This window comes from Streptomyces sp. NPDC020362, from assembly GCF_040642095.1.
Taxonomy (GTDB): Bacteria; Actinomycetota; Actinomycetes; order Streptomycetales; family Streptomycetaceae; genus Streptomyces.
This window is the reverse complement of the sequence record NZ_JBFAET010000167.1, coordinates 1-19,726: the sequence shown is the minus strand read 5'-3', so window position 1 is coordinate 19,726 and position 19,726 is coordinate 1. Positions and strand designations below refer to the sequence as shown.

The 19,726-nt window shown below is 70.9% G+C and carries 15 protein-coding genes and 2 pseudogenes; 8 read left to right on the top strand and 9 right to left on the bottom strand.

Annotated elements, in window-relative coordinates; genetic code table 11:
• The 4 genes from AB0H32_RS36950 to AB0H32_RS36935 form a co-directional block, all read right to left on the bottom strand.
• Positions 1–1,032: ABC transporter permease (locus AB0H32_RS36950; protein ID WP_361130264.1), on the bottom strand; the 1,032-nt coding region annotated here is incomplete at its 3' end.
• A gap of 74 nt (positions 1,033–1,106) precedes the next feature.
• Positions 1,107–2,675 carry a sugar ABC transporter ATP-binding protein gene (locus tag AB0H32_RS36945; protein WP_361130262.1) on the bottom strand — a complete coding sequence of 523 codons (1,569 nt, stop codon included), beginning with the start codon at positions 2,673–2,675 and terminating at the stop codon, positions 1,107–1,109.
• Positions 2,676–2,830: 155 nt separating this feature from the next.
• The gene (locus tag AB0H32_RS36940; RefSeq protein WP_361130259.1) at positions 2,831–5,746 is read right to left on the bottom strand and encodes a SpoIIE family protein phosphatase; all 2,916 of its coding nucleotides are present in this window, start codon (positions 5,744–5,746) and stop codon (positions 2,831–2,833) included.
• Positions 5,747–5,984: 238 nt separating this feature from the next.
• On the bottom strand, positions 5,985–6,953 hold the full coding sequence (locus AB0H32_RS36935; RefSeq protein WP_361130256.1) for a cyclase family protein: 969 nt from the start codon (positions 6,951–6,953) through the stop codon (positions 5,985–5,987).
• A gap of 416 nt (positions 6,954–7,369) precedes the next feature.
• Here AB0H32_RS36935 and AB0H32_RS36930 point away from each other — a divergent pair, with 416 nt between their 5' ends.
• The 3 genes and pseudogenes from AB0H32_RS36930 to AB0H32_RS36920 form a co-directional block, all read left to right on the top strand.
• Complete coding sequence (locus tag AB0H32_RS36930; protein ID WP_361130253.1) at positions 7,370–8,554, top strand: cytochrome P450; 1,185 nt, start codon at positions 7,370–7,372, stop codon at positions 8,552–8,554.
• A 355-nt stretch (positions 8,555–8,909) separates the two neighbouring features.
• A complete protein-coding gene (locus tag AB0H32_RS36925; protein WP_053666946.1) occupies positions 8,910–9,125 on the top strand; it encodes a DUF4177 domain-containing protein in 216 nt (71 codons plus the stop codon).
• Between the two features lie 45 nt (positions 9,126–9,170).
• A pseudogene (locus tag AB0H32_RS36920) lies at positions 9,171–9,641 on the top strand (SAM-dependent methyltransferase); the annotation flags it as partial.
• A 39-nt stretch (positions 9,642–9,680) separates the two neighbouring features.
• Here AB0H32_RS36920 and AB0H32_RS36915 read toward each other — a convergent pair.
• On the bottom strand, positions 9,681–11,162 hold the full coding sequence (locus AB0H32_RS36915; RefSeq protein WP_361130250.1) for a DEAD/DEAH box helicase: 1,482 nt from the start codon (positions 11,160–11,162) through the stop codon (positions 9,681–9,683).
• A gap of 170 nt (positions 11,163–11,332) precedes the next feature.
• Positions 11,333–11,536: a cold-shock protein gene (locus AB0H32_RS36910; protein ID WP_361130247.1), complete on the bottom strand. Its 204-nt coding sequence runs from the start codon at positions 11,534–11,536 to the stop codon at positions 11,333–11,335.
• A gap of 992 nt (positions 11,537–12,528) precedes the next feature.
• On the opposite strand from AB0H32_RS36910, the gene AB0H32_RS36905 reads away from it, so the two are divergent.
• From AB0H32_RS36905 to AB0H32_RS36895, 3 genes and pseudogenes are all read left to right on the top strand, one after another.
• On the top strand, positions 12,529–13,626 hold the full coding sequence (locus AB0H32_RS36905; protein WP_361130244.1) for a hypothetical protein: 1,098 nt from the start codon (positions 12,529–12,531) through the stop codon (positions 13,624–13,626).
• 130 nt (positions 13,627–13,756) lie between these two features.
• Positions 13,757–14,029 (top strand): annotated as a pseudogene (locus AB0H32_RS36900) (hypothetical protein); the annotation flags it as partial.
• A gap of 85 nt (positions 14,030–14,114) precedes the next feature.
• Positions 14,115–14,759, top strand: a complete 645-nt coding sequence (locus tag AB0H32_RS36895; RefSeq protein ID WP_361130241.1) for a protein-L-isoaspartate(D-aspartate) O-methyltransferase — start codon at positions 14,115–14,117, stop codon at positions 14,757–14,759.
• A gap of 5 nt (positions 14,760–14,764) precedes the next feature.
• Here the strand turns inward: AB0H32_RS36895 and AB0H32_RS36890 are convergent, their stop codons facing one another.
• Entirely contained in the window at positions 14,765–15,217 is a 453-nt protein-coding gene (locus tag AB0H32_RS36890; protein ID WP_361130238.1) for a YbhB/YbcL family Raf kinase inhibitor-like protein, read from the bottom strand.
• Between the two features lie 110 nt (positions 15,218–15,327).
• Between AB0H32_RS36890 and AB0H32_RS36885 the strand changes: the two genes are divergently transcribed.
• Together AB0H32_RS36885 and AB0H32_RS36880 are read left to right on the top strand one after the other, a co-directional pair.
• Positions 15,328–15,888: a nucleoside-triphosphatase gene (locus AB0H32_RS36885; RefSeq protein WP_361130236.1), complete on the top strand. Its 561-nt coding sequence runs from the start codon at positions 15,328–15,330 to the stop codon at positions 15,886–15,888.
• Between the two features lie 46 nt (positions 15,889–15,934).
• Positions 15,935–16,135: a hypothetical protein gene (locus AB0H32_RS36880; RefSeq protein ID WP_361130233.1), complete on the top strand. Its 201-nt coding sequence runs from the start codon at positions 15,935–15,937 to the stop codon at positions 16,133–16,135.
• Positions 16,136–16,519: 384 nt separating this feature from the next.
• On the opposite strand, the gene AB0H32_RS36875 is transcribed toward AB0H32_RS36880, so the two are convergent.
• Complete coding sequence (locus AB0H32_RS36875; protein WP_361130230.1) at positions 16,520–16,747, bottom strand: hypothetical protein; 228 nt, start codon at positions 16,745–16,747, stop codon at positions 16,520–16,522.
• Positions 16,748–16,768: 21 nt separating this feature from the next.
• On the bottom strand, positions 16,769–19,726 hold a 2,958-nt coding region (locus AB0H32_RS36870), incomplete at its 5' end, for a polymorphic toxin type 17 domain-containing protein (RefSeq protein ID WP_361130227.1).

Here is a 19,726-nt window from a genome sequence, read left to right as displayed (position 1 = left end):
GGAGGACGGCGGCCGGGGTGACGGGGCGGGTGCGTCGCGGGCAGCGACGGCGCCGGTGCGCAGCCGTCGGCGGGCGGAGTAGCCGGCCAGGCCGACGGCGAGGAGCAGGGTGCCGCCGTAGAACAGCGGGACCGTCCAGAAGTCCGCGCCCATCTGGGTGATGCCCGTGAGACCGACGGCGAGAACGGCGACGGCGACGAGGGTGCCCATGGCGTTGGGGCGGCCGGGTCTGATCGCGGTGGAGCCGAGAAGGGCGCCGGCGAAGGCGGGCAGCAGGTAGTCGAGGCCGACGCTCGGATTGCCGATCTGCTGCTGGGCCGCGAGCAGTACTCCGGCGAAGCCGACGATCAGCCCTGATGCGGCGAAGGCGTAGACGGTGTATCTGCGCGTCGGGATGCCGACGAGGTCGGCGGCGCGCGGGTTGGACCCGATGACGTACAGGCACCGGCCGAGCGGCAGCCGCTCAAGGAGCAGCCAGAGGGCGGCCGCGAGCGCGAGCACGTACCAGGCGGGAACCGGCAGGCCCAGGAACCTGGAGTCGTAGAGGTCGGTGAAGGCGGCGGGCAGGCCCTGCGGGCCCGGGACGATCCGGCCGCCGCCGGTGATCCAGCCGCTCACGGCGTACAGCATGCTCCCGGTGCCGAGCGTGGCGATGAAGGAGTCGATCCGGCCGATCTCGACGATCACGCCGTTGAGCACACCCATGAGGCCCCCTCCGGCGATCACGGCGAGACAGGCGAGCGGCCACGGCCACCCGTCGCTCACGAGGAGCTCCATCACCATGACGTGCGCCAGTCCGAGGCCGTAGCCGAGGGAGAGGTCGAACGCACCGGTCACGATGGGCACCATGGCCGCCAGCGCGAGGATGGCCGGGATCGACTGGGTGAACAGGATCGAGTCGACGGTGTCCAGGGTGGGAAAGGTGCGGGGCAGGGTGAGGGAGAAGACGAGGACGAGCAGGACGGTGAGGGCCGGCAGGCCGTAGGCGCCGACGAGGTGCCCGCCCGGGCCGCGCGGTCGGGCCGGGCGCAGGGGCCCGGTCCGTCGGCCGAGCCCGCTCAGCGAGCCCCGACGCGGCGGGCGTGGCCGGGGCGAGGGCGAGGCGGTCACGGGTTCGTCGCGGTTCCGTCGGCAGGCATGGCCGAGGCCGCCCGGGTGAGCCCCGCGGCCGTGAGGGCCGGACCGCTCAGCTCGGTGGCCACGGTTCCGCGGACGAGGACCAGGGCGCGCCTGCACACCTGCGCGACCTCCTCGAAGTCGGTGGAGACGAGGAGAACCGCGAGGCCGGCGGCCAGCGCCTCGTCGAGCAGGCGGTGGATGGCGGCCTTGGCGCCGATGTCCACGCTCGCCGTCGGTTCCTCCAGGACCAGCAGGCGCATGCCCGCTCTCAGCCAGCGGCCGATCATGACCTTCTGCTGGTTTCCGCCGGACAGGGTGGCGATGGGGGCCTCGCTGTCGCGGGGGCGTACCGAGAACCGGTCGATCAGTGTGGCGGCTTCGGCGCGTTCGCGGCGGGGACCGATCCAGCGCAGTGCGGGCAGACCTCCGGCGCGTGGGTTGGCCAGGAGGTTCTCCCGTACGGTCAGCTGGGCCAGGCAGCCTTCCAGTTGTCTGTCTCCGGGCACGAGGGCGACCCCGAGTGCGACGGCCTCGGCGACCGTACGGGGGCTGTAGGGGCGGCCACCGAGAAGGGCCCGCCCGCCCAGGAGGTGCCCCGAGCCCGCGAGGGCCCGGCCCAGGTCCGTGTGTCCGGCCCCGGAGAGGCCGACCAGGCCGAGGGCTTCCCCGGCCCTGAGTTCCAGGGTGACCGGTCCCGCGCCGGCGGTCCGTAGCCCGTCGAGGGTCAGGACGGGCGGGCCGCCGGCCGGGGCCTGGGCCGGGGCCGGGGCCGGGGCACGGCGGTGGTCGGCCGGCTCTTCACCGGTGATGTCGTGCACCAGGCGGGCCGGGCTGTGGCCCGCCAGCGCGCCGTGGCTGACGAGGCGGCCGTCGCGCAGGACGGCGAAGGTGTCGGCGACCTCGTACACCTCGTCCAGGCGGTGGCTGACGTAGAGGATGCCGTGGCCGCGGTCGCGCAGGGCGTGCAGAACGCGGAACAGCCGGGCGCAGTCGGCCGCGGGGAGGCGGGCGGTCGGCTCGTCGAGGACGATGAGCCGCGCCCGCGACGCGAGGGCCCGGGCGAGGCCGACCAGGGAACGCTCGGCCGGCCCGAGATGTGCGATCGGTGTGCCGGGGTCGAGGTCTGCGGCGACGATCCGCAGGGCCTCGGTGCAGCGCGCCCGGGTCCGCCGCCAGGAGATCAGTCCGGCGCGGCGCTCGTACCCGGTGTTCAGCGCGATGTTCTCGGCGATCGTCATCCACTCGACGAGCCCGAGATCCTGGTGGATGAAGGACATGCGGCCCGAAGCGGCATGGCTGCCGAGCGGATGGCCGTCCACCGTGATCCGCCCCGAGTCGGCGTGGTGAACGCCGGCGAGCACCTGGATGAGGGTGGACTTGCCGGCTCCGTTGGGGCCGAGGAGGGCGAGGACGCTGCCGGCGTGGACATCGAGGTCGACCCCGTCCAGAGCGAGAGTCCCGCCGAACCGTTTGCCGAGACCGCGGATGCGGACCAGGGGGTGCGCCGCGGAGGGCGGGACCGCAGCAGAGGTGTCGTGAGCGTCGTGCACGGACATCTCCGGGGGTCGGACTGGCGAGTTCTTCCCGACTGGCATCAGCGATACTAGCGGCCAATATCACAACATTTCCGACATCTTGCCGCCTGCTGTGGGTCCAACGGATCAGCGGGCCCCCGCCTGCCGCCGTGGATCCGCCGGACCACTGGACCGCCTCAGACGCCGGCGAGCCCGCATTCGGCCCAGATGACCTTGCCCTGTGGCTTGTACCGGGTACCCCAGCTCTGCGCCAGCTGCGCGACGAGGAACAGGCCGCGTCCTCCCTCGTCGGTGCTGGCCGCCCGGCGCAGATGCGGGGCGGTGTTGCTGCTGTCGGAGACCTCGCAGATCAGCGTCCGGTCGTGGAGGAGCCGTACCCGGATGGGCCCGGCGCCGTGGCGGATGGCGTTGGTGACCAGCTCGCTGAGCATCAGTTCCGCCGCGAACGCGGCCTCGTCGAGTCCCCAGTCGGCCAGCTGGCGGAGGGCGGCGGCGCGTACGTCGCTGACCAGGGCCGGATCCGGGGCCAGGTCCCAGGTGGCGATCCGCCGGGGGTCGAGGGCGTGGGTGCGGGCGACGAGCAGGGCGATGTCGTCACAGGGGTGGGCGGGCGCCACGGTGTCCAGCACCACCTGGCAGGTCTCCTCGGGCGCACGCTCCGGGTGGGCCAGCACGCCGCACAGCTGGTCGAGCACCATGTCGACGTCGCGGCTCCGGTCCTCGATGAGCCCGTCGGTGTAGAGGACCAGCTGGCTTCCCTGGGGCAGGTGTATCTCGGCGGCCTCGAACGGGAGGCCCCCGAGGCCGAGAGGAGGTCCGGCCGGCAGGTCGGGGAACGACACGGCGCCGTCGGGGTGGACCAGCGCGGGTGGGGGGTGGCCCGCACGGGCCATGGTGCACTGCTGCGTGGTCGAGTCGTAGATGGCGTAAAGACAGGTAGCGCCGATGATGCCGACGCCGCCGGCCGCGGGCTCCTCCCGGTCCAGGCGTCCCACGAGGTTGTCGAGCTGGATGAGGACTTCGTCCGGAGGGAAGTCGAGTTCGGCGAAGCTGCGGGCCGCGGTGCGCAGCCGGCCCATGGTGGCTGCGGAGAGGATGCCGTGGCCGACGACATCGCCGACGAAGAGGCCGACGCGGGCGCCGGACAGGGGGATGACGTCGTACCAGTCTCCGCCGACGTCGGACTCGGCGGGCAGGTAGCGGTGGGCGACCTCCACGGCGTCCTGGTCCGGCAGACCGTGCGGGAGCAGGCTGCGTTGCAGGGCCAGGACCATGGTGCGCTCGCGTGTGTAGCGCCGGGCGTTGTCGATGGACAGTGCGGCGCGGGCGGCGAACTCCTGGGCCAGCGAGCGGTCGTCGTCCCCGAAGGGGGCGGGGTTCTGCGCCCGCGCACGGTAGAAGGCGACGACGCCCAGGACGACGCCCCGGGCGACGAGGGGCACCGCGATGAGGGAGTGGACGTGCGTCAGCAGCTGCTCGTTGTGCTCGGGATCGTACGCGAGCCAGCCCGCGGCGAGCTTCAGGTCGGGCTCCAGCACGGCCTCCCCACTGGTGAGGCACCGCAGCTGGGGAGTGGTCGGACCGTAGTCGGCCCGCTTGCCGACCGGCAGGAAGGGACAGTCGTCGCGAATGCCGTGGACCACCGCGCGGCACAGGTCACCGCGGGGATCGGCGGACTCCTCACCGTGCAGTACGGCCTCGGGCAGGTCGACGGTGACGAAGTCGGCCAGCCGCGGCACCGCAGTCTCCGCGAGCTCCTGGGCTGTGCGGCGCACGTCCAGGGTGGTGCCGATGCGGGTGCTGGCCTCGGACAGCAGCTCCAGACGGCGGCGGGCGTCCAGGGCGTACGTCCCGACGCTCGGCTCCCCCACCATCACGAGCCCCCTCGCGGGGGACGGGGAGACGAGGTGATCGTCCGAGGAGCCGTCGCCATCACCGGCCGCCGCACCCTCGCCGCTTGCGGCGACCTGCCCGAATGCCGAGTCGGCCGGGTCGGGAAGGTGCCCGGACAGCGGGGTGCGGACCAGATGCACCGGCGCCGCGACGCCGGAACCGGCCGCGGGCCGCACGGAGAAGGGGACAGGAACGGAGACGGGGACAGGAACGGCCGCAGGCTCAGCGGAAAAGTCCGGCGACCGGTCCGCGTGGTGCGGGAGGGCGAAGGGGTCGTGCGGTGCGCGGCCGTGCAGAACGGCCTCGATGGCGATGCCCTCCACTCCGGAGGCACTCGTCATCGGACGGCTCACGAGCGTGACCTGGCGCCCGGTATGCAGGGGCACGTCGACGGCTGCCCGCTGTGCGCGGGAGATCAGTTCGGCGGCCCGCTCCAGGAGGATCTCGCGGTCACGGGGATGCAGCTCAAGAGCCAGTTCGTCCACCCCGATGCCGCGGTCGGGGGCCGCGGAGCCATTGGCCACGTACGCCCGCAGCAGAGCGCGCTCACGTGCGGAACTCTGCCCCAGAAGCCGCCGCTCGATGACCCGGGCCGCCTTGCGGATCACGGGGGCCAGCGCGGGGTCGTCGGCACTGCGCGGATAGCCGAAGCACAGGACGCCCTCGATACGGCCGCTGAGCGGGTCGCGCACGGGAAGCGCACGGCAGGCGCTGCCCTGGGAGCGCTCGGCGAAGTGTTCGGCGCCGTAGACCCGGATGAGCCGCCGCTCCGCCAGGGCGAGGCCGATTCCGTTGGTGCCGGCGACCTGCTCGGCGAACACGAATCCCGGCACGCTCTGGATCGCCGGGAGGCTTCTGGCCAGCGACGCGTCTCCGAAGCGGCGCAGCAGAACCGTCCCGCTCGCGTCGGCGACGCAGATGTTCATCGCGCTGCCGGCGAACCTGGACTGCAGCCGGTCGAGCACCGGCGCGGCCGCGCGGATGATCCGGTCGTCCGGGTCGACGTCCTCCCGGAAGGGGAGGTCGGACTGGTCCGGCGACAGCCCCAGGGACCTGCAGCGCTGCCAGGAACTCAGGATCGGCTTGCGCACACCCGCCACGACAGGCTCCCCCTGGAGAAACCGCTCACGGAAACGAGCGGGTCCCGAGCCGCCTGTCGCATGCCCAGCCGGTACCGGTTCACCGCCGGAACGCATCACGCTCCGCCTCACTTCCGCCTCAGATAATCCATATACAGGAAATATCCGGCATTGACGAGGATACGGACATTGAGTGCATGAGTCACGATTTCACCAAGCCTGCACCAGCGGCAGTCGTGCGGGGCGGCACCACGGAGGACTCACGACGACTCCGGGAGGCCGTGGCGGCACACCGGAAGGCTCGGGACCGCAGGCGGGAGGACTCGCGACCAGACATCGGAAGGCTCCGGGCGGCTCGTCAGAGGACCGCTACCGGATTGACGGGCGAGCCCGTCCCGCCCGGGACGTTCAGCGGCGCCACGACCAGCAGGAACTCGTACCGCCCTGCCTCGGCGGTCGCGACGGAGAGCGCTTCCAGGTCGAGGTTGTCCAGCAACGGCACCCCCATCGCGGCCACTGCCAGGGCGTGGACCGGCGAGTGCACGCCGTGAACAGGCGAGGGCCGTACGTCGCTGTCGCCGTCCGAGCCGAGCAGCGCGATGCCGCGCCCGGCCAGCACGGGTACGGCGTCCACGTGGAAGCCCGCGCCGGCCGCGTCGGCGTCCCAGGCTCCGAGTTCCTCTCGACGGCGGACGCGCCCGGTGCGCAGCAGTACTGCGTCGCCCTCGCCGATCGTCACCTGGAGTGCCTTCTCCGCGGCGACGACGTCCTGGGCGTGCACCGCTTGCCCCGGCTCCAGCCAGCCGACGCCGAGGACAGCGGGGAGATCGAGCAGCACGCCTGTGGTGACGAGGGGCCCGAGCGCCGAGACCGCGCCGAAGCGGGCGCCTGCGGCATCGACGGCCTCGTGCGCCGTCCGGCCGTCGTAGAGCTGCCCCCGGTAGGCGATGTGGGACAGCGCGTCGAGGTGAGTGACCGCCTTGCCGTGGTAGTCGGCGGCGATGAAGTCCTTGTGCGTGGAGGGTTCCGGGGCCTCCACGTCACCGAGATCGGTCATGTGGTGCAGGGCGGGCTTGCGGTTGTCCGGGCCGGGACTGGTGTTCCAGGGCAGCGCCAGCGGGACGACCGTCCCGGACCGCACGGTGGCCGTGGCGCGCCGCACGCACTCCGCGGTAACCCGGTTCCAGGCACCGCGGTCGGCGGGGGCCCAGCGTCCCCAGGTGCGGACCGACTCGAAGAGGGCGTCGAACTCCTGGCGGGAGACGGCGGGCCCGTTGCCGGTGCCGGCCGGTCCGGGACCCGGGACATCGGTGGAGCTGGAGCCCATCTGCACTCACCGTCCCCTGAAGCGGAAGACCGGCCTCCTTGTGATCGGAAATCCAGCTTTGCACATTCCGGGCACGGTCCGTCCGGCGAGCGCATCGACGGTCCGCCCCCGGCCCGGCCGACCGCCGAGCGCGGCACACCCCCGCGACCCCATGCCGCCGGGGAGTCGGCCGCCTCGTCCGCGGCAGCCGAGGAAGCCGCGCCGTACCCGCCGATCGGGGTTGTCGCGATTGGTGTCCGCCAGACTCCGTTGGGGCGACCCAGACCTTTCCGGCGTGTGCGGGGCGATGTCGGCCGCAGGAGGCGAGTCACCCACGGTGCGGGACCAGCTCGGCGCACCGCCCGAGCCGCATACGCTCTGAATGGGCTCCGGGGAGGCCGGAATTCCAGGAATCGGGAACAGGGGGAGCTTCTACGGTGACAGCGCGCCGGTTTCCGCTCGGCTCCGCGACCACGCTCACGGAACTGGAGGACGACCCCCACCCCCGGCTGGCCCTCCTCCGCGCCCGCGAACCGGTTTCGTGGCTCCCCGTGCTGGGCGGCTGGCTGGTGACCCGGCGTGATCTCGCACTGCGCGTGATGCGCGACGCCGCGACCTTCACAGTGGACGACCCCCGCTTCTCCACCGCCCAGGTGGTCGGTCCGAGCATGCTCTCCGTGGAGGGCGCCGAACACAAGCGGCACCGCGCCCCCTTCACCGACCCGTTCCGCACGCAAGATGTACACGACCGGTTCACCGGGTTCGTGGAGCAGGCAGCCACCCGGCTCGTGGAAGGCATCCGGCCGCGTGGCAGCGCCGAACTGCGCCGGGAGGTGGCCGGGCCGCTGGCCGTGGCCGTCGTTGCCGAGTCGCTGGGCCTGGTCGGCGCGGACGCCGAGGCGGTGCTGTCCTGGTACGACTCCATCGTGAGCGCGGTCTCCGACATCACCGCCGGGCTGTCGGCGAACCCGGCCGGAGCGGCGGCGTTCGACGAGTTGCGGCAGAGCGTCGAGGCGACGGTCGCAGCAGGGGGCGACGCGTCGCTGCTGGTCACGGCGGCCGAGAGCAAGCGCCTGAAGCTGCCGGAGGTGGTCGCCAACGCCGCCGTGCTGATGTTCGGCGGTATCGAGACCACCGAGGGCATGATCGCCAACGCCGTACTGCACTTGCTTGCACACCCTGGTCAACTCGCCCTCGTGCGTGCCGATCCGGACCTGGTCGACGCGGCGATCGAGGAGTCGCTCCGCCTGGAACCCGCCGCGGCGGTCGTGGACCGCTACGCAACCGCCGACGTGACGATCGGCGGTGCCGACGTACGGCGCGGTGATCTGGTGGTCGTCTCGCTCGCCGGCGCGAACCGCGACCCCGAGATCTTCCAGGACCCCGACGGTTTCGACCTGCGACGGGGCAACTCCCGCCTCCAGCTGGCCTTCGCGCACGGCCCGCACTTCTGTCTGGGCGCCCACCTGGCCCGCCTGGAAACCCGCGCCTGCCTCCTCGCGCTCCTCGACCGTCTCCCCGGCCTGCGGCTCGACCCGGGCTCGCCCACCGCGCCCAGAGGCCTGGTCTTCCGGAAACCCCCGGCCCTGCGCGTCCGCTGGGACGTGCCGGGGCAGCGCTGATGCGGCGCCGGCCCACCTCCGCTTCACGCTGTACCGGCACCGCCGAAGAGGGTCGGGCGGCGAACGGTTCGGGCAAGTGAGCGCGGATGCGCTCGATGTCGCCGAAGACGGCCCTCGGGTGGCTGTGCGAGGAGGAGCGGGCGAGGGTGCCCGACTGGCGAGCGAGTGCCGTGGCCCTACCGGCCCCGTGCACCGTACGGTACCGGGCACATGCCTGAGGTGCCCACTGCGTTTCGGCCCTCCTCGCCCCCTCCCCCCATGACATGACCCCCACCCCGCCGTGTGGGGCTACTCCGAACGGTGATTGGCTGTCCCCGGTTCCGTCAGCCAGTCCACCCACGGGAAGGCCCCAGCCATGAGCAACCCCTACGCACTCGAGTACAAGGTCGTCACCTTCCGCGAGTCACTGATCGGAGACGCACTGGACAGCGACAAGTTGGAGAAGGTTCTGAACAAGCACGCCGAGGACGGCTGGGCCCTCAAGGCGATCACGTCCGCCGACGTCAAGGGCCGCATAGGGCCGGGTGCGGTCGAGGGCCTGCTGCTCACTCTGGAGCGTCCGCGCCGCTGACGGCTGCCGTCCTGCGCGGCACGGTGAACGACGGGTTCCGCCGGGCTCGCCATCGGGGACATGGCCACGACTGCCGTCCCCGGCGAGTTCGCCCTGGTCATCCCGTCCGCAACACCATCAGAACCTGCTCACGCAGGACGAGCAGGTCGAGTGCTTCCGGAACGGCGCACGTCACCTGACGCCCGGCGGCCGATTCGTCATCGAGCCGGGCGTACCGCCGCTGCGGTTCCTGCCGCCCGGAGAGGTCGCGGTGCCGTTCGACGTCTGCGAGCGGCATCTCGGCTTCGACACCTTGACCTGGTCGAGCAGATTCTCGTCTCGCACCATGTCACCCGCGACGGCGACGACGGCCGCCACTGCCGCGGCAACTCCCGGCACCGGTGGGCACGGCCGGCGGACCTCGACCTGATGGCACGGGTCGCGGAGCTGGAGCTGGAACGACGCGTCGCGGACTGGGACGGCGCGCCGTTCACCCAGGACTCCGCGAAGCACATCTCCGTGTGGCGCAAGCCGGCCCGAGTCACGCACACGTCGTACGAGGGCACCGTTGCCGGCCTATGCGCCGCGACGGACCCGTGCGGCCTTGCGGGCCTCGGCAATCTGGCGGGCCTCGGCGGACCGGCGAGACTCGCCACCGCCGGCCCGCCCCGGGCGCGTGCCCAGACCACGGAAAGGGGCACCGCCGCGCTTCGGGCGCTCCGCGACCGGCTCACTGCCGCCGACGGGGACACCCGAGGGAGCCTGGGCGCCGGTGATGCGGCTCAGCTCGGCCTCGCCGGAGCGGACCTGCGTGACCTGCGGCCTGATGCCGGCGTCGGACATGAGACGGGCCATGTCCCTGCGCTGGCCGGGGAGGACCAGCGTGACGACACTGCCGGACTCGCCGGCGCGGGCAGTTCGGCCACCGCGGTGCAGGTAGTCCTTGTGGTCGTTGGGCGGGTCGACGTTGACGACGAGATCGAGGTCGTCGACGTGAATGCCCCGAGCCGCGACGTTCGTGGCCACCAGCGCCGTGACGTCGCCGGTCTTGAACTGTGCCAGGGTGCGGGTGCGCTGGGGCTGCGACTTGCCACCGTGCAGCGCCGCGGCCTTGACGCCGCTGCTCAGCAGATGCCTGGTGAACCGGTCGACGGCGTGCTTGGTGTCCATGAACATGATCACGCGCCCGTCGCGGGCAGCGATCTCCGTGGCGGTGGCGTACTTGTCGGCGTCGTGCACCTGCAGCACGTGATGCTCCATCGTGGCGACGGCGCCCGCCGACGGGTCGACCGAATGGACGACCGGGTCATGGAGGTAGCGACGGACCAGGAGGTCGATGTTGCGGTCCAGCGTGGCCGAGAACAGCATGCGCTGGCCGTCGGGACGTACCTGGTCCAGCAGTTCGGTGACCTGCGGCATGAAACCCATGTCCGCCATCTGGTCGGCCTCGTCCAGGACGGTGATGTTCACCCGGTCCAGACGGCAGTCCTTGCGTTCGATGAGATCCGCGAGGCGGCCAGGAGTCGCGACGACCACCTCGGCCCCGGCACGCAGCGCGCCGGCCTGCCTGCCGATCGACATGCCGCCGACCACGGTGGCCAGCCGCAGCTTCAGCAACCGGGCGTACGGGGCGAGCACATCGGTGACCTGCTGGGCCAGCTCGCGCGTGGGGACGAGGATCAGGGCCAGCGGCTTCCGCGCCTCGGCACGCTGCCCGCTGGTGCGCACGAGGAGCGCCAGGCCGAAGGCGAGCGTCTTGCCCGATCCGGTGCGCCCGCGGCCCAGGACGTCGCGCCCTGCGAGGGAGTTCGGCAAGGTGGCAGCCTGGATCGGGAACGGCTCGTTCAGGCCGAGACTGGTGAGCATCTTCAGCAACTCGACGGGCATGTCCAGTTCACCGAAGGTCGCGACCGCGGGCAGGGCCGGGGTGACGGTGACCGGGAGCGCGAACTCCCCCTGTGCTGCGGAGCGGCGGCGCCCGGTGTCGCCCGGACCGGCGCCGCGGCGCCCCTGGCCCTGTGGGCGGAAACGGTCATTCGTGCGAGCTGAACGGCTCATGGAGAACCTTCCTCGACAGGGCACGCATCGAGGAATTCCCGACAGGAACGAGCCGGACGAATTGCAAGAACGAGCCAAATATAAGACTAAAAGAATTCCACCGGAATTAAAAACAGTAAGCTGGGACCCCACCATAAGGCGGGGCCCCAGCTACCTCACACGCTTTGACGTCAGGCGGGAGTGATGTTCTCCGCCTGCGGGCCCTTCTGGCCCTGCGTGACGTCGAAGTTCACCTTCTGGCCTTCCTGGAGCTCACGGTAGCCCTGGGTGGCGATGTTCGAGTAGTGGGCGAAGACGTCCGGGCCGCCGCCGTCCTGCTCGATGAAGCCGAAGCCCTTTTCCGCGTTGAACCACTTGACGGTGCCAGTAGCCATGTCACATCTCCTTAGGGGCAGTGCCCGCGGGCCCACACCGTGTGGACCCCTGCGTTGCCACAATGAACCCCGTCCGGATGAGCACCGGAGATACAAAAATGCCCGACGACATACAATCGCCGAGGCACTTGAAGTTTCGGGAACCACAACTGCAACTACCGGCAAGTCTAGCACGGTGCACGCATCTGCACCGCTTTCAGTCGTGCCCTAAAGCCTCGGGCGCGCCGGAGCACCGGACCAGTACGCCGGACGGCGTCAGCTCGAATACATGCGGAAGATGAACTTCCAGATTGTACAAGGTGCGACCGAGAAGAACTCGTCCTCTCCGGCAACGAACACTTGACCTCCACGACCCGTTCGCCACCCGAGGAAAGCCAATCGCACCTCTCGGCTCGGATCATCCCGATTTGTTTCCGCGAAAGACAGGCCCGGAACCCCTCGGTGTCGAGCTGTTTGAACTCTCCCGCCACCAGGCCTCGCACGCATCGCGCAATCGGCATCGCTCGGTCGAACCTCCAGCCGCGATGACGGGCCTGGTGGGTGACGGGCCGACCGAGTCCGTTGAAAGCGCCGCACCACGCGCATCGCCCGAGCGACGCGTCAGCTCATCCGACGCCATGCGCGCCGCGACGGCCTCCGGATGGGGTGGCCCGTGCTGGATCCGCAGCTCACGAGCGCGTCGCCCGGTCTGTCGCATACGGGCCAGAAACCGGTATTCACGTGGGCAAGGCGGCCCCCGCCACCATCCGGTGCTCCCGCGCAGACTGCTCCTTCATCCAGCTACGGAGCACGGCTGCTCAGCGGCCTGCTGTCCGGCCCGCGGCTTGGCGGTGCTGGACGGCCTGGTCGCCGCCACCATGCTCACGATGGGCCGACTGCTGCCGGCCGGCGCCCGACCGCCCCGCGTTCCGCACCGCTTTGCGCTCGTCGAGCTCCATCGCCCCCGGGGCGCGCATCATCAAAGGAGGGGAGACCGTCGACGAGGAGTGGCGATGAGGTTGTCGTTCCTTGAACCCCTCTACGCGGAGCCGGGCCCGTTCGCCTCCGTGTACCTGGACACCTCCCGAAACGTCGAGCATCCCGAGCGGGCGATCGCGCTGCGCTGGCGGCGGCTGCGCGAGAGTCTGTCCCGTCAGGGCTCGGACCGGGCGCTGCTGAACGTACTGGAGGAGGTGGTCGGCGCCGACACAGAGGTGCCGGGGGTGCATGGTCAGGCCATCTTCGCCGCCCACGGCACGCTCGTCCTGGACGGGGAGCTGCCCAGGCCGCCCGAGCACGACTCCGCGCGCTACAGCACCCTGCCGGACGCGATGCCCCTGGTCACCCAGCACCTTCCGGAGATCCCCTACATGGCCGTAGTCGTCCACTACGGCGGCCTTCCGACCGCCGAGACCCACGGCTGGGTGACTCTGGAGGCGGAGACAGGCACCTGGCCCGCGTCGACCGTCACCCCGGGTGAGCGGCTGCACCACAGGGTCGCGGTGGCGACCTGGCACCGTACCTCCGTCCGGCTCGGTCACCGGCTGGACGAACGGGCACGGCGCGCCCATGCCGACGCCGTCGTCGTGGGCGGGGACGAGTGGGCGTGCAACGTACTGATCCGCCGCCTGCCGCACACCCTGCGGGACAAGGTCGTACGCGTGGGCGGCCGGACCCCCACCGACACCGGACGCGCCCTGTTGGAGCCGCAGCTCGACGGCGTCTTCCGCGGCCGCATGGCCGCGCACGACCGGGAACTCGTGGACATCTTCATCGGCCGGCGTGCCCTGGACGGACCCATGACGGACGGGCTGGCCGCCACCGTCGCCGCCCTCCAGCGCGGCCAGGTCGCGGCCCTGCTGCTGAACCGGCCGCCAGGGTCTTCGCTGCGGCTCTGGGCGGGCTCCCGGCCCACTCAGCTCGCCCTGACCGAGGCGGAGCTGATGTCCTTCGGTGTGCGGGCCCCGCGTGAGGAACGCGCCGATGAGGCTCTCGTCCGAGCCCTCGTCGGCACCGGTGCCGAGCTGGTCGTCGTACCGGAGAGCGAGCTGAGGCTGTACGAGGGCGTGGGCGCCCTGCTGCGGTACACCGACCCGGGGACGACGTCCTGACGCCGACGTGCTGCGCCTCCCGGATCACGGGTCGCCCCTTGCGCCCGACCGCCCCGGATCGCGCCGCGCGCGGAACCTGCCGACACTGGGCTGCAGCGGCAGCGCGGCGTACGAGCGGCGGATGGGGCACATGGACAGGAGCAGGAGCGGCGCGGAGGAAACGGACGGTTCGGTCACCCCGCCCAAGACCTGGGCGGTGGGCGTGCCGGCGGTGGCCAGCCCGCTGTGGGACTTCCCGGAGCAGACGACGGTCCGCCGTACGCCGCTGACGCTGCTCAACCTCGGCCGGACCAAGGGCTTCGACTGCCCGGGCCACGCCTGGCCGGAACCGGGCCTCGCTCACCGGCACCGCAACGAGCACTGTGGGAACGGCGCCGAGCACGTGAGCGACGAGGCGACGTCGGGCGGCGAGCTCGATCACACCGCGCGGCTTCTGGATCGCACCACGACCGGGGCCGCCGGCGCCACCGCCAGGGCCCCGCGGTCCGATGGCCCATGAAAGGACCCCCGAGGACCTGGTCCGCGCGGCCCACGCCGCGGGCGTGACCGACGCCCGTCTTCTGGAGGCCGTGCGGAGCATCCCCCGGGCGGATTTCGTCCCCGCGGACGAGGTGGCATCCGCGTACCGGGACACGCCCGTTCCGCTCCCCCACGGGCAGGTGACCACCCAGCCCTCGCTGATCGCCATGATGGTCTCCGCTCTCGGCCTCACCGGGGACGAACAGGTCCTGGAGGTCGGGACCGGATACGGCTGGCAGACCGCGCTGCTGGCCCGCTTGGCCGCGTACGTCGTCAGCGTCGAGCGCTGGCCCGACCTGGTCGACGAGGCCCGCCTGCGGCTGGCCGGGCAGGGCGTCGCCAATGCCGAGGTCGTACTCGGCGACGGGACCCTCGGGATGCCGACCCGTGCCCCGTACGACGCCGTCATCGTCTGCGCGGCCTTCCCGCGAGTGCCTGGGCCGCTCGTGGATCAGCTCCGCACCGGTGGCCGGCTCGTCCAGCCGATCGGTCAGGGCGGGCAGGAGCGCGTCGAGCTGTACGAGCGGTGGGCCCACGACCTGGTGCACCGCAGGACGGTCACCGCGGCCCGGTTCGTCCGGCTGTACGGCGCCCATGGCTATGACCAGCGGTGACGCGCTCAGCGCTGATAGGTCCCGACCAGGGTGCCGGAGGCCAGCTCCCTGCCCTTCAGGGCACGGTGCACGTCCTCGGCGCCCGGGTGGCCGTGCAGCGGCAGCGGTTCGGACAGGGCGTACAGGCGGAAGAAGTAGCGGTGCGGCCCGTGCCCCGCTGGAGGCATCGGCCCTCCCCAGCCCACACGGCCGAAGCCGTTGGGCCACGGCAGGCCCCCCTGGGGCTTCTGGCCCTCCGCCGTCCCTGTGGTCCCCGGATCGATGCCGGTCACCAGCCAGTGCAGGAAGGTCGTCCCCGGCGCGTCCGGGTCCTCGCACAGGAGTACCAGCTCCGTGGCCTCGTGGGGCACCCCCGACCAGGTCAGGGGCGGTGAGATGTTCTCACCCTCCCCGCTGTACCGACGGGGGATCACCGTTTTGTCGTCGAACGCGGTGCTGCTGAGTTCAATTCCGCTCATGCGCGCCGCCATACCCGCAATGGCGGCACCGGCACCGGTCCGCACCCCAAAACCCCCGCTCGGCCGAGCCCACCCGGGCCGCCTCCGCAAGCGGGGGTGAAGATGGCAGTGTGCCGACAAGGATCCTGCTCGAGGGCCGCCCTGGCGCGGGCAAGACGACCGCCCTGCGTCGGCTCGCCGCGCTGCTGCCCGCCCACGCGGCCACCGGCTTCACCACGGAGGAGATCCGGCAGTCCGGCGCCCGCGTCGGTTTCGCCCTGGAGACCCTGGCAGGCCGACGGGAAGTGCTCGCCCATGTCGACCTGCCCGGTCCGCCACGGGTAGGGAAATACGGCGTCGACCCCGGCGTCATGGAACGACTGGCGCTGCCGTCGCTTGGGCCGGCAGCAACCGGGGCGGCAACAGGGCGGCTGGTGCTCATCGACGAGCTGGGGCGGATGGAACTGGCGTGCACGGCGTTCCGGCACGCGGTCGACGCGCTGTTCGTCGCAGAGGTCGACGTCGTCGCCACGGTCCACACGCACCGCGATCGGTTCACCGACGCCCTCAAGCGGCGCGCCGACATCGAGGTCGTCCAGCTCACTCCGGCAAACCGGGACGTCCTGCCGGGGGAGCTCGCGGCCCGGCTGCAGCAGCCCCGGACGCACGGAAGGCCTCCCTCCCACGGATGAGAGACCCGCCTCCGACCTGCTGAAAGCAGAGTCGGGGCCACAGGACGTGAAGTCGCCCGGTCGGTACGACCGGCGGCACCCACTACCAAGGGTCAGGCCGGGCCCCGACACGGCCGAGGCCGAGATCACCGTGTGCGCGGTCCTCACCATGGTCGACAACGCGGTCCGCACCGGCCGCCCGGGCCGGCGCCCGGACCTCGCGGACCAGTTGGCGGAGATCGGCCCGGCACTGCTCCTGTCGCGCTGACCGCCGCCTGGTACGGCCGGATATCGCGCCCACAGTGCCGCTATCCGAGGAACGACAGCCGGACCTGACGCTCCGGATTATCCCTGTTCGTATCCGCCAAACTCCGCAAAGACAACCTCAGGCCAACCGGATTGCGGACACACGCCAGCGCCGACGCCGCGGTCATCCACTCTCGGGGCGACAACGCCGGCTGGTCTGTCCTCCATTGGAAGCCCGACTCCGACCTTGTCTCCCGGAAAGAGACTGCGGCCAAGGAGCTCCGCCGCGTGCAGCACGGCGAAAGCCAGCCCAGGAGCCGTCGTCGGAGCGACAACGCCGTTCTTCTCATGCATCACCGCTGACCCTCGTCGTGGACAGTGACGCCCAGACCGTCGGCGACCGCCGTCAGTAGTAGTCCTCCTGCTTTCGCATGTGCCCCGTGGGCTCGATCTCCTCACGGAGGAATGTGTACACCTCCTCCTCTCCGTCGATCAGCACGGCGTAGGCAGGCGGAGTCGCTTCGTCGGGCGGCTCGGTGATGCCGAGGATGCCTCCGAGCTTGCCCTCCAGATCCGGTCTGTCGGAGGCCCGGACCACGCGCACTTCTCCGTAGAACGGAAGGGTGTCCGCCATCTTGGAGTCAGTCCTTTCTGATCACTTATGAGTGATCTCGCCGTCGAGGGACACATTGAGGTGGCTACCGTCCCTGCTGAGCCACCCCATCTTGGCCTTGCCCAGCTTGCTCAGCTGAACATCCCACTCGAACGGCTGCCCGGCGGTCCTGGACGGTCCTTTGATCCATTCATTACCGAACCGGTCGATATAACCCTTCCGAGCACCGCGGGGCAGGCCCGTACTGACCGACACTCTCTTGTCCGGGACGAAGCGGATTCGTCCCGTGTGGGGGAGCTGAGCGTCCTTGATGAGCCCCTTGACCCCGGTCCGGGGCGTGGGAACGACCTCTTCGCACTTCAGACCCAGCGGGTCGACCAGCAGCAGCGGCGCGTCGACGTAGGCATAGTGATCGGGAGCGGCGTCGAGCCCAAGCGGGTCGGGGCTGAGGTACCGGGCGACTTCCGGGTCGTAGTAGCGGAAGTAGTTGTAGTTCAGGCTCGTCTCAACGTCGGCGTACTGGCCCGGAAAGCGCAGCGGACAGATGACGGATTCCGGCTCGTCGGTCCCGGCAGGGACGTGGGTGCCCCACAGCGTGCTACGACGCTGCCACACCACCTCGCCCTCCTCGGCGACGAGCTCCATGGGGGAACCGGCGTTGTCGGTGATGACTGCGAGAAAACGCGTGGCGCTCTCGGGGCCCGTCTCCTCAGCGAGTCGCGCAAGGAAGGAGCCTCCCAGAGGGAAAGGCGAGGGTGTGTGAAGGGTCTGGGTGACCGGGCGGTGTGTGTCCGGTTCGTAGTCCCATGTGGTCACCTTGCCGTCCGGGCCCGTCTGTTCGGTCAGACGGGTGTCATCCCAAGAGAATTCGACACGGTCGGCGGGTGACCCATCGTCGGCCACACGGTACTTGGAGATGCGTCGGCCCAGCGGATCGTAGGCGTACCTCCATCTGTCGCCGCTCGGCGTGACCACCTCGGTCAGGCGATCCTCCGCGTTCCAGCCGTAGGACCATGTATGGGTTTTCCCGCTGAGGAGTTTGCACGTACGGCGGATGAGCCGGCCTTGGGTGTCGTGCTCGTACGTCGTCCGCCCTGCCCGGCGGACGATCGTGCCCTCGAACGCGCGCTCACCGGGGGAGCCGTGGCCAGGTGCCGACACCTCCCGCACTTTGCCGGTGGTGTCGTAGGCGTAGGTCTCGGTCCAGCCGTGCGCCCGTACCTCTGTGACCCTGCCCGTGCCGTCCAGGCCGAAGCGGCGTGTGCCCGAGGTCAGCTCTCGGATCTCGGTGAGATGGCCGTCGGCCCGATATGCGTACGTGCGGTGCTGAAGGAGGTGGTCCGGAACGGTCCCGGCGGTGGCGGAGGTCAGAGACTGCGCGGTCATCAGCCCGTTCGGGTTCCAGCTCTGCGTGAGCGTCACTCCCTCTCCGAACCGGCGCTCGATCTCACGACCCGCGGCGTCGTGCGAAAAGTCAAGCGAGCCCGCCACTGAGCGTAGTCGCACCGGTCGTCCGGCCGCGTCATACGTCCAGTCCGAGGCCAGGCCGGACGGTGCCACACGCCGAGTACGGCGCCCGAGAGTGTCGTACTGGAAGACCGACGTGCGATCGTTGACCGTCTCCGACAGGATCCGCCCCAGTGCGTCCCGTTCCAGAGCCACGTGAGCGTCCGCGTTGGCCGCGCGGCACAGGTTGCCATCCGGTGTGTATGCGTACGTCGTGATCTCACCGTTGTCGGTTTCCTGGGCCACGACCCTGCCGCGCGCATCACGGGTGAAGCGCAGGATCTCGCCGGCGCCGTTGGTCCTGGCGATCAGCCTGCCCGCGGCGTCAAACGCGTACGTCAGCGTGCGCCCGTTGAAATCCGTCTCCGCGATCAGCCGGCCAGCCTCGTCATAGAGGTAGGACCAGGTTCGCCCCTCGGGGTTGGTGACGCCTGTCAGACGCAACTCGGTGTCGTAGGTGAACCCGTACCGGGTGCCGTCCGATTCGGTGCGGGTTGCCGGGACGTCGAAGGGTGCGGCCGTCTGCCGGGTTGTGTTTCCAGCGAGGTCGGTGTGCGCGATCAGATTGCCTTCGGCGTCCCAGGTCCAGGATTCGCGCGTTCCGTCGGGGTACTCGTGCCACTCCGGCTTGCCCTCGACGGTCCATCCCATGCGTGTGGTGTGACCGAGCGGGTCCGTCACCGCGACGATCCGGCCGAACAAGTCGCGGCCCACGGTCGTCTCATGTCCCAGCTCGTCGCTGAGCGTGATCGGCAAACCGGCCGCGTTCGACACGATTCTCCGAGTGTGACCGAGCGCGTCTGTGACCGCGGCCAGGTGCCCCGAACGGTCGTACTCGTAGTGGGTCTCGGCACCGGTCGGGTCAGCGGTGACACGCACATTGCCGCGGTTGTCGTAGGTGTGCCGCCAGACCGCCCCGCCCGGCTCGACGACCTTTGTCGGCAGTCCGAGCGCGTTGTACTCCGCCTGCGCCTCCGCGCCATCGGGGAGGGTGAGGCCGGTGAGGTTGCCGGCGTCGTCGTACGCGTAGCGCGTGGCGTGGCCCAGTGGGTCCGTCACCGTGAGCGGCCGGGCTCCGTACTCGTCCCACTCCGTACGGGTGACATACCCGAGCGGGTCCGTCTCTTCCACCACCATCCCTTCGGCGTTGTACCGGTGGACCGAGACATGACCCTGCGAGTCCGTGTACGACGTGGTGCGGGCGGTGTCGTCGTAGGTCAGGGTGCCGGAGAGGATTCCGTCGACGCCCTCGGTGCGGACGACTCGGCCGCGGTCGTCGAAGACGTAACCGAACCAGGTGCCGTTCCGGTCGGTCCAGCGGGTGACGCGGCCCTCGGCGTCGTAGGTGAAGCGCAGGGGCTCGCCGCTGGAGTTGACGACCTCTGCGAGGTTGCCGGAAGCGTCGTAGCCGTAGCGCATCACGACCGTGCCCTCGTCGGGTGCCGTGCCCGGGTGGTAGCGGGACGGCGGCTCGTCCAGCAGGCGCAGGGCCGT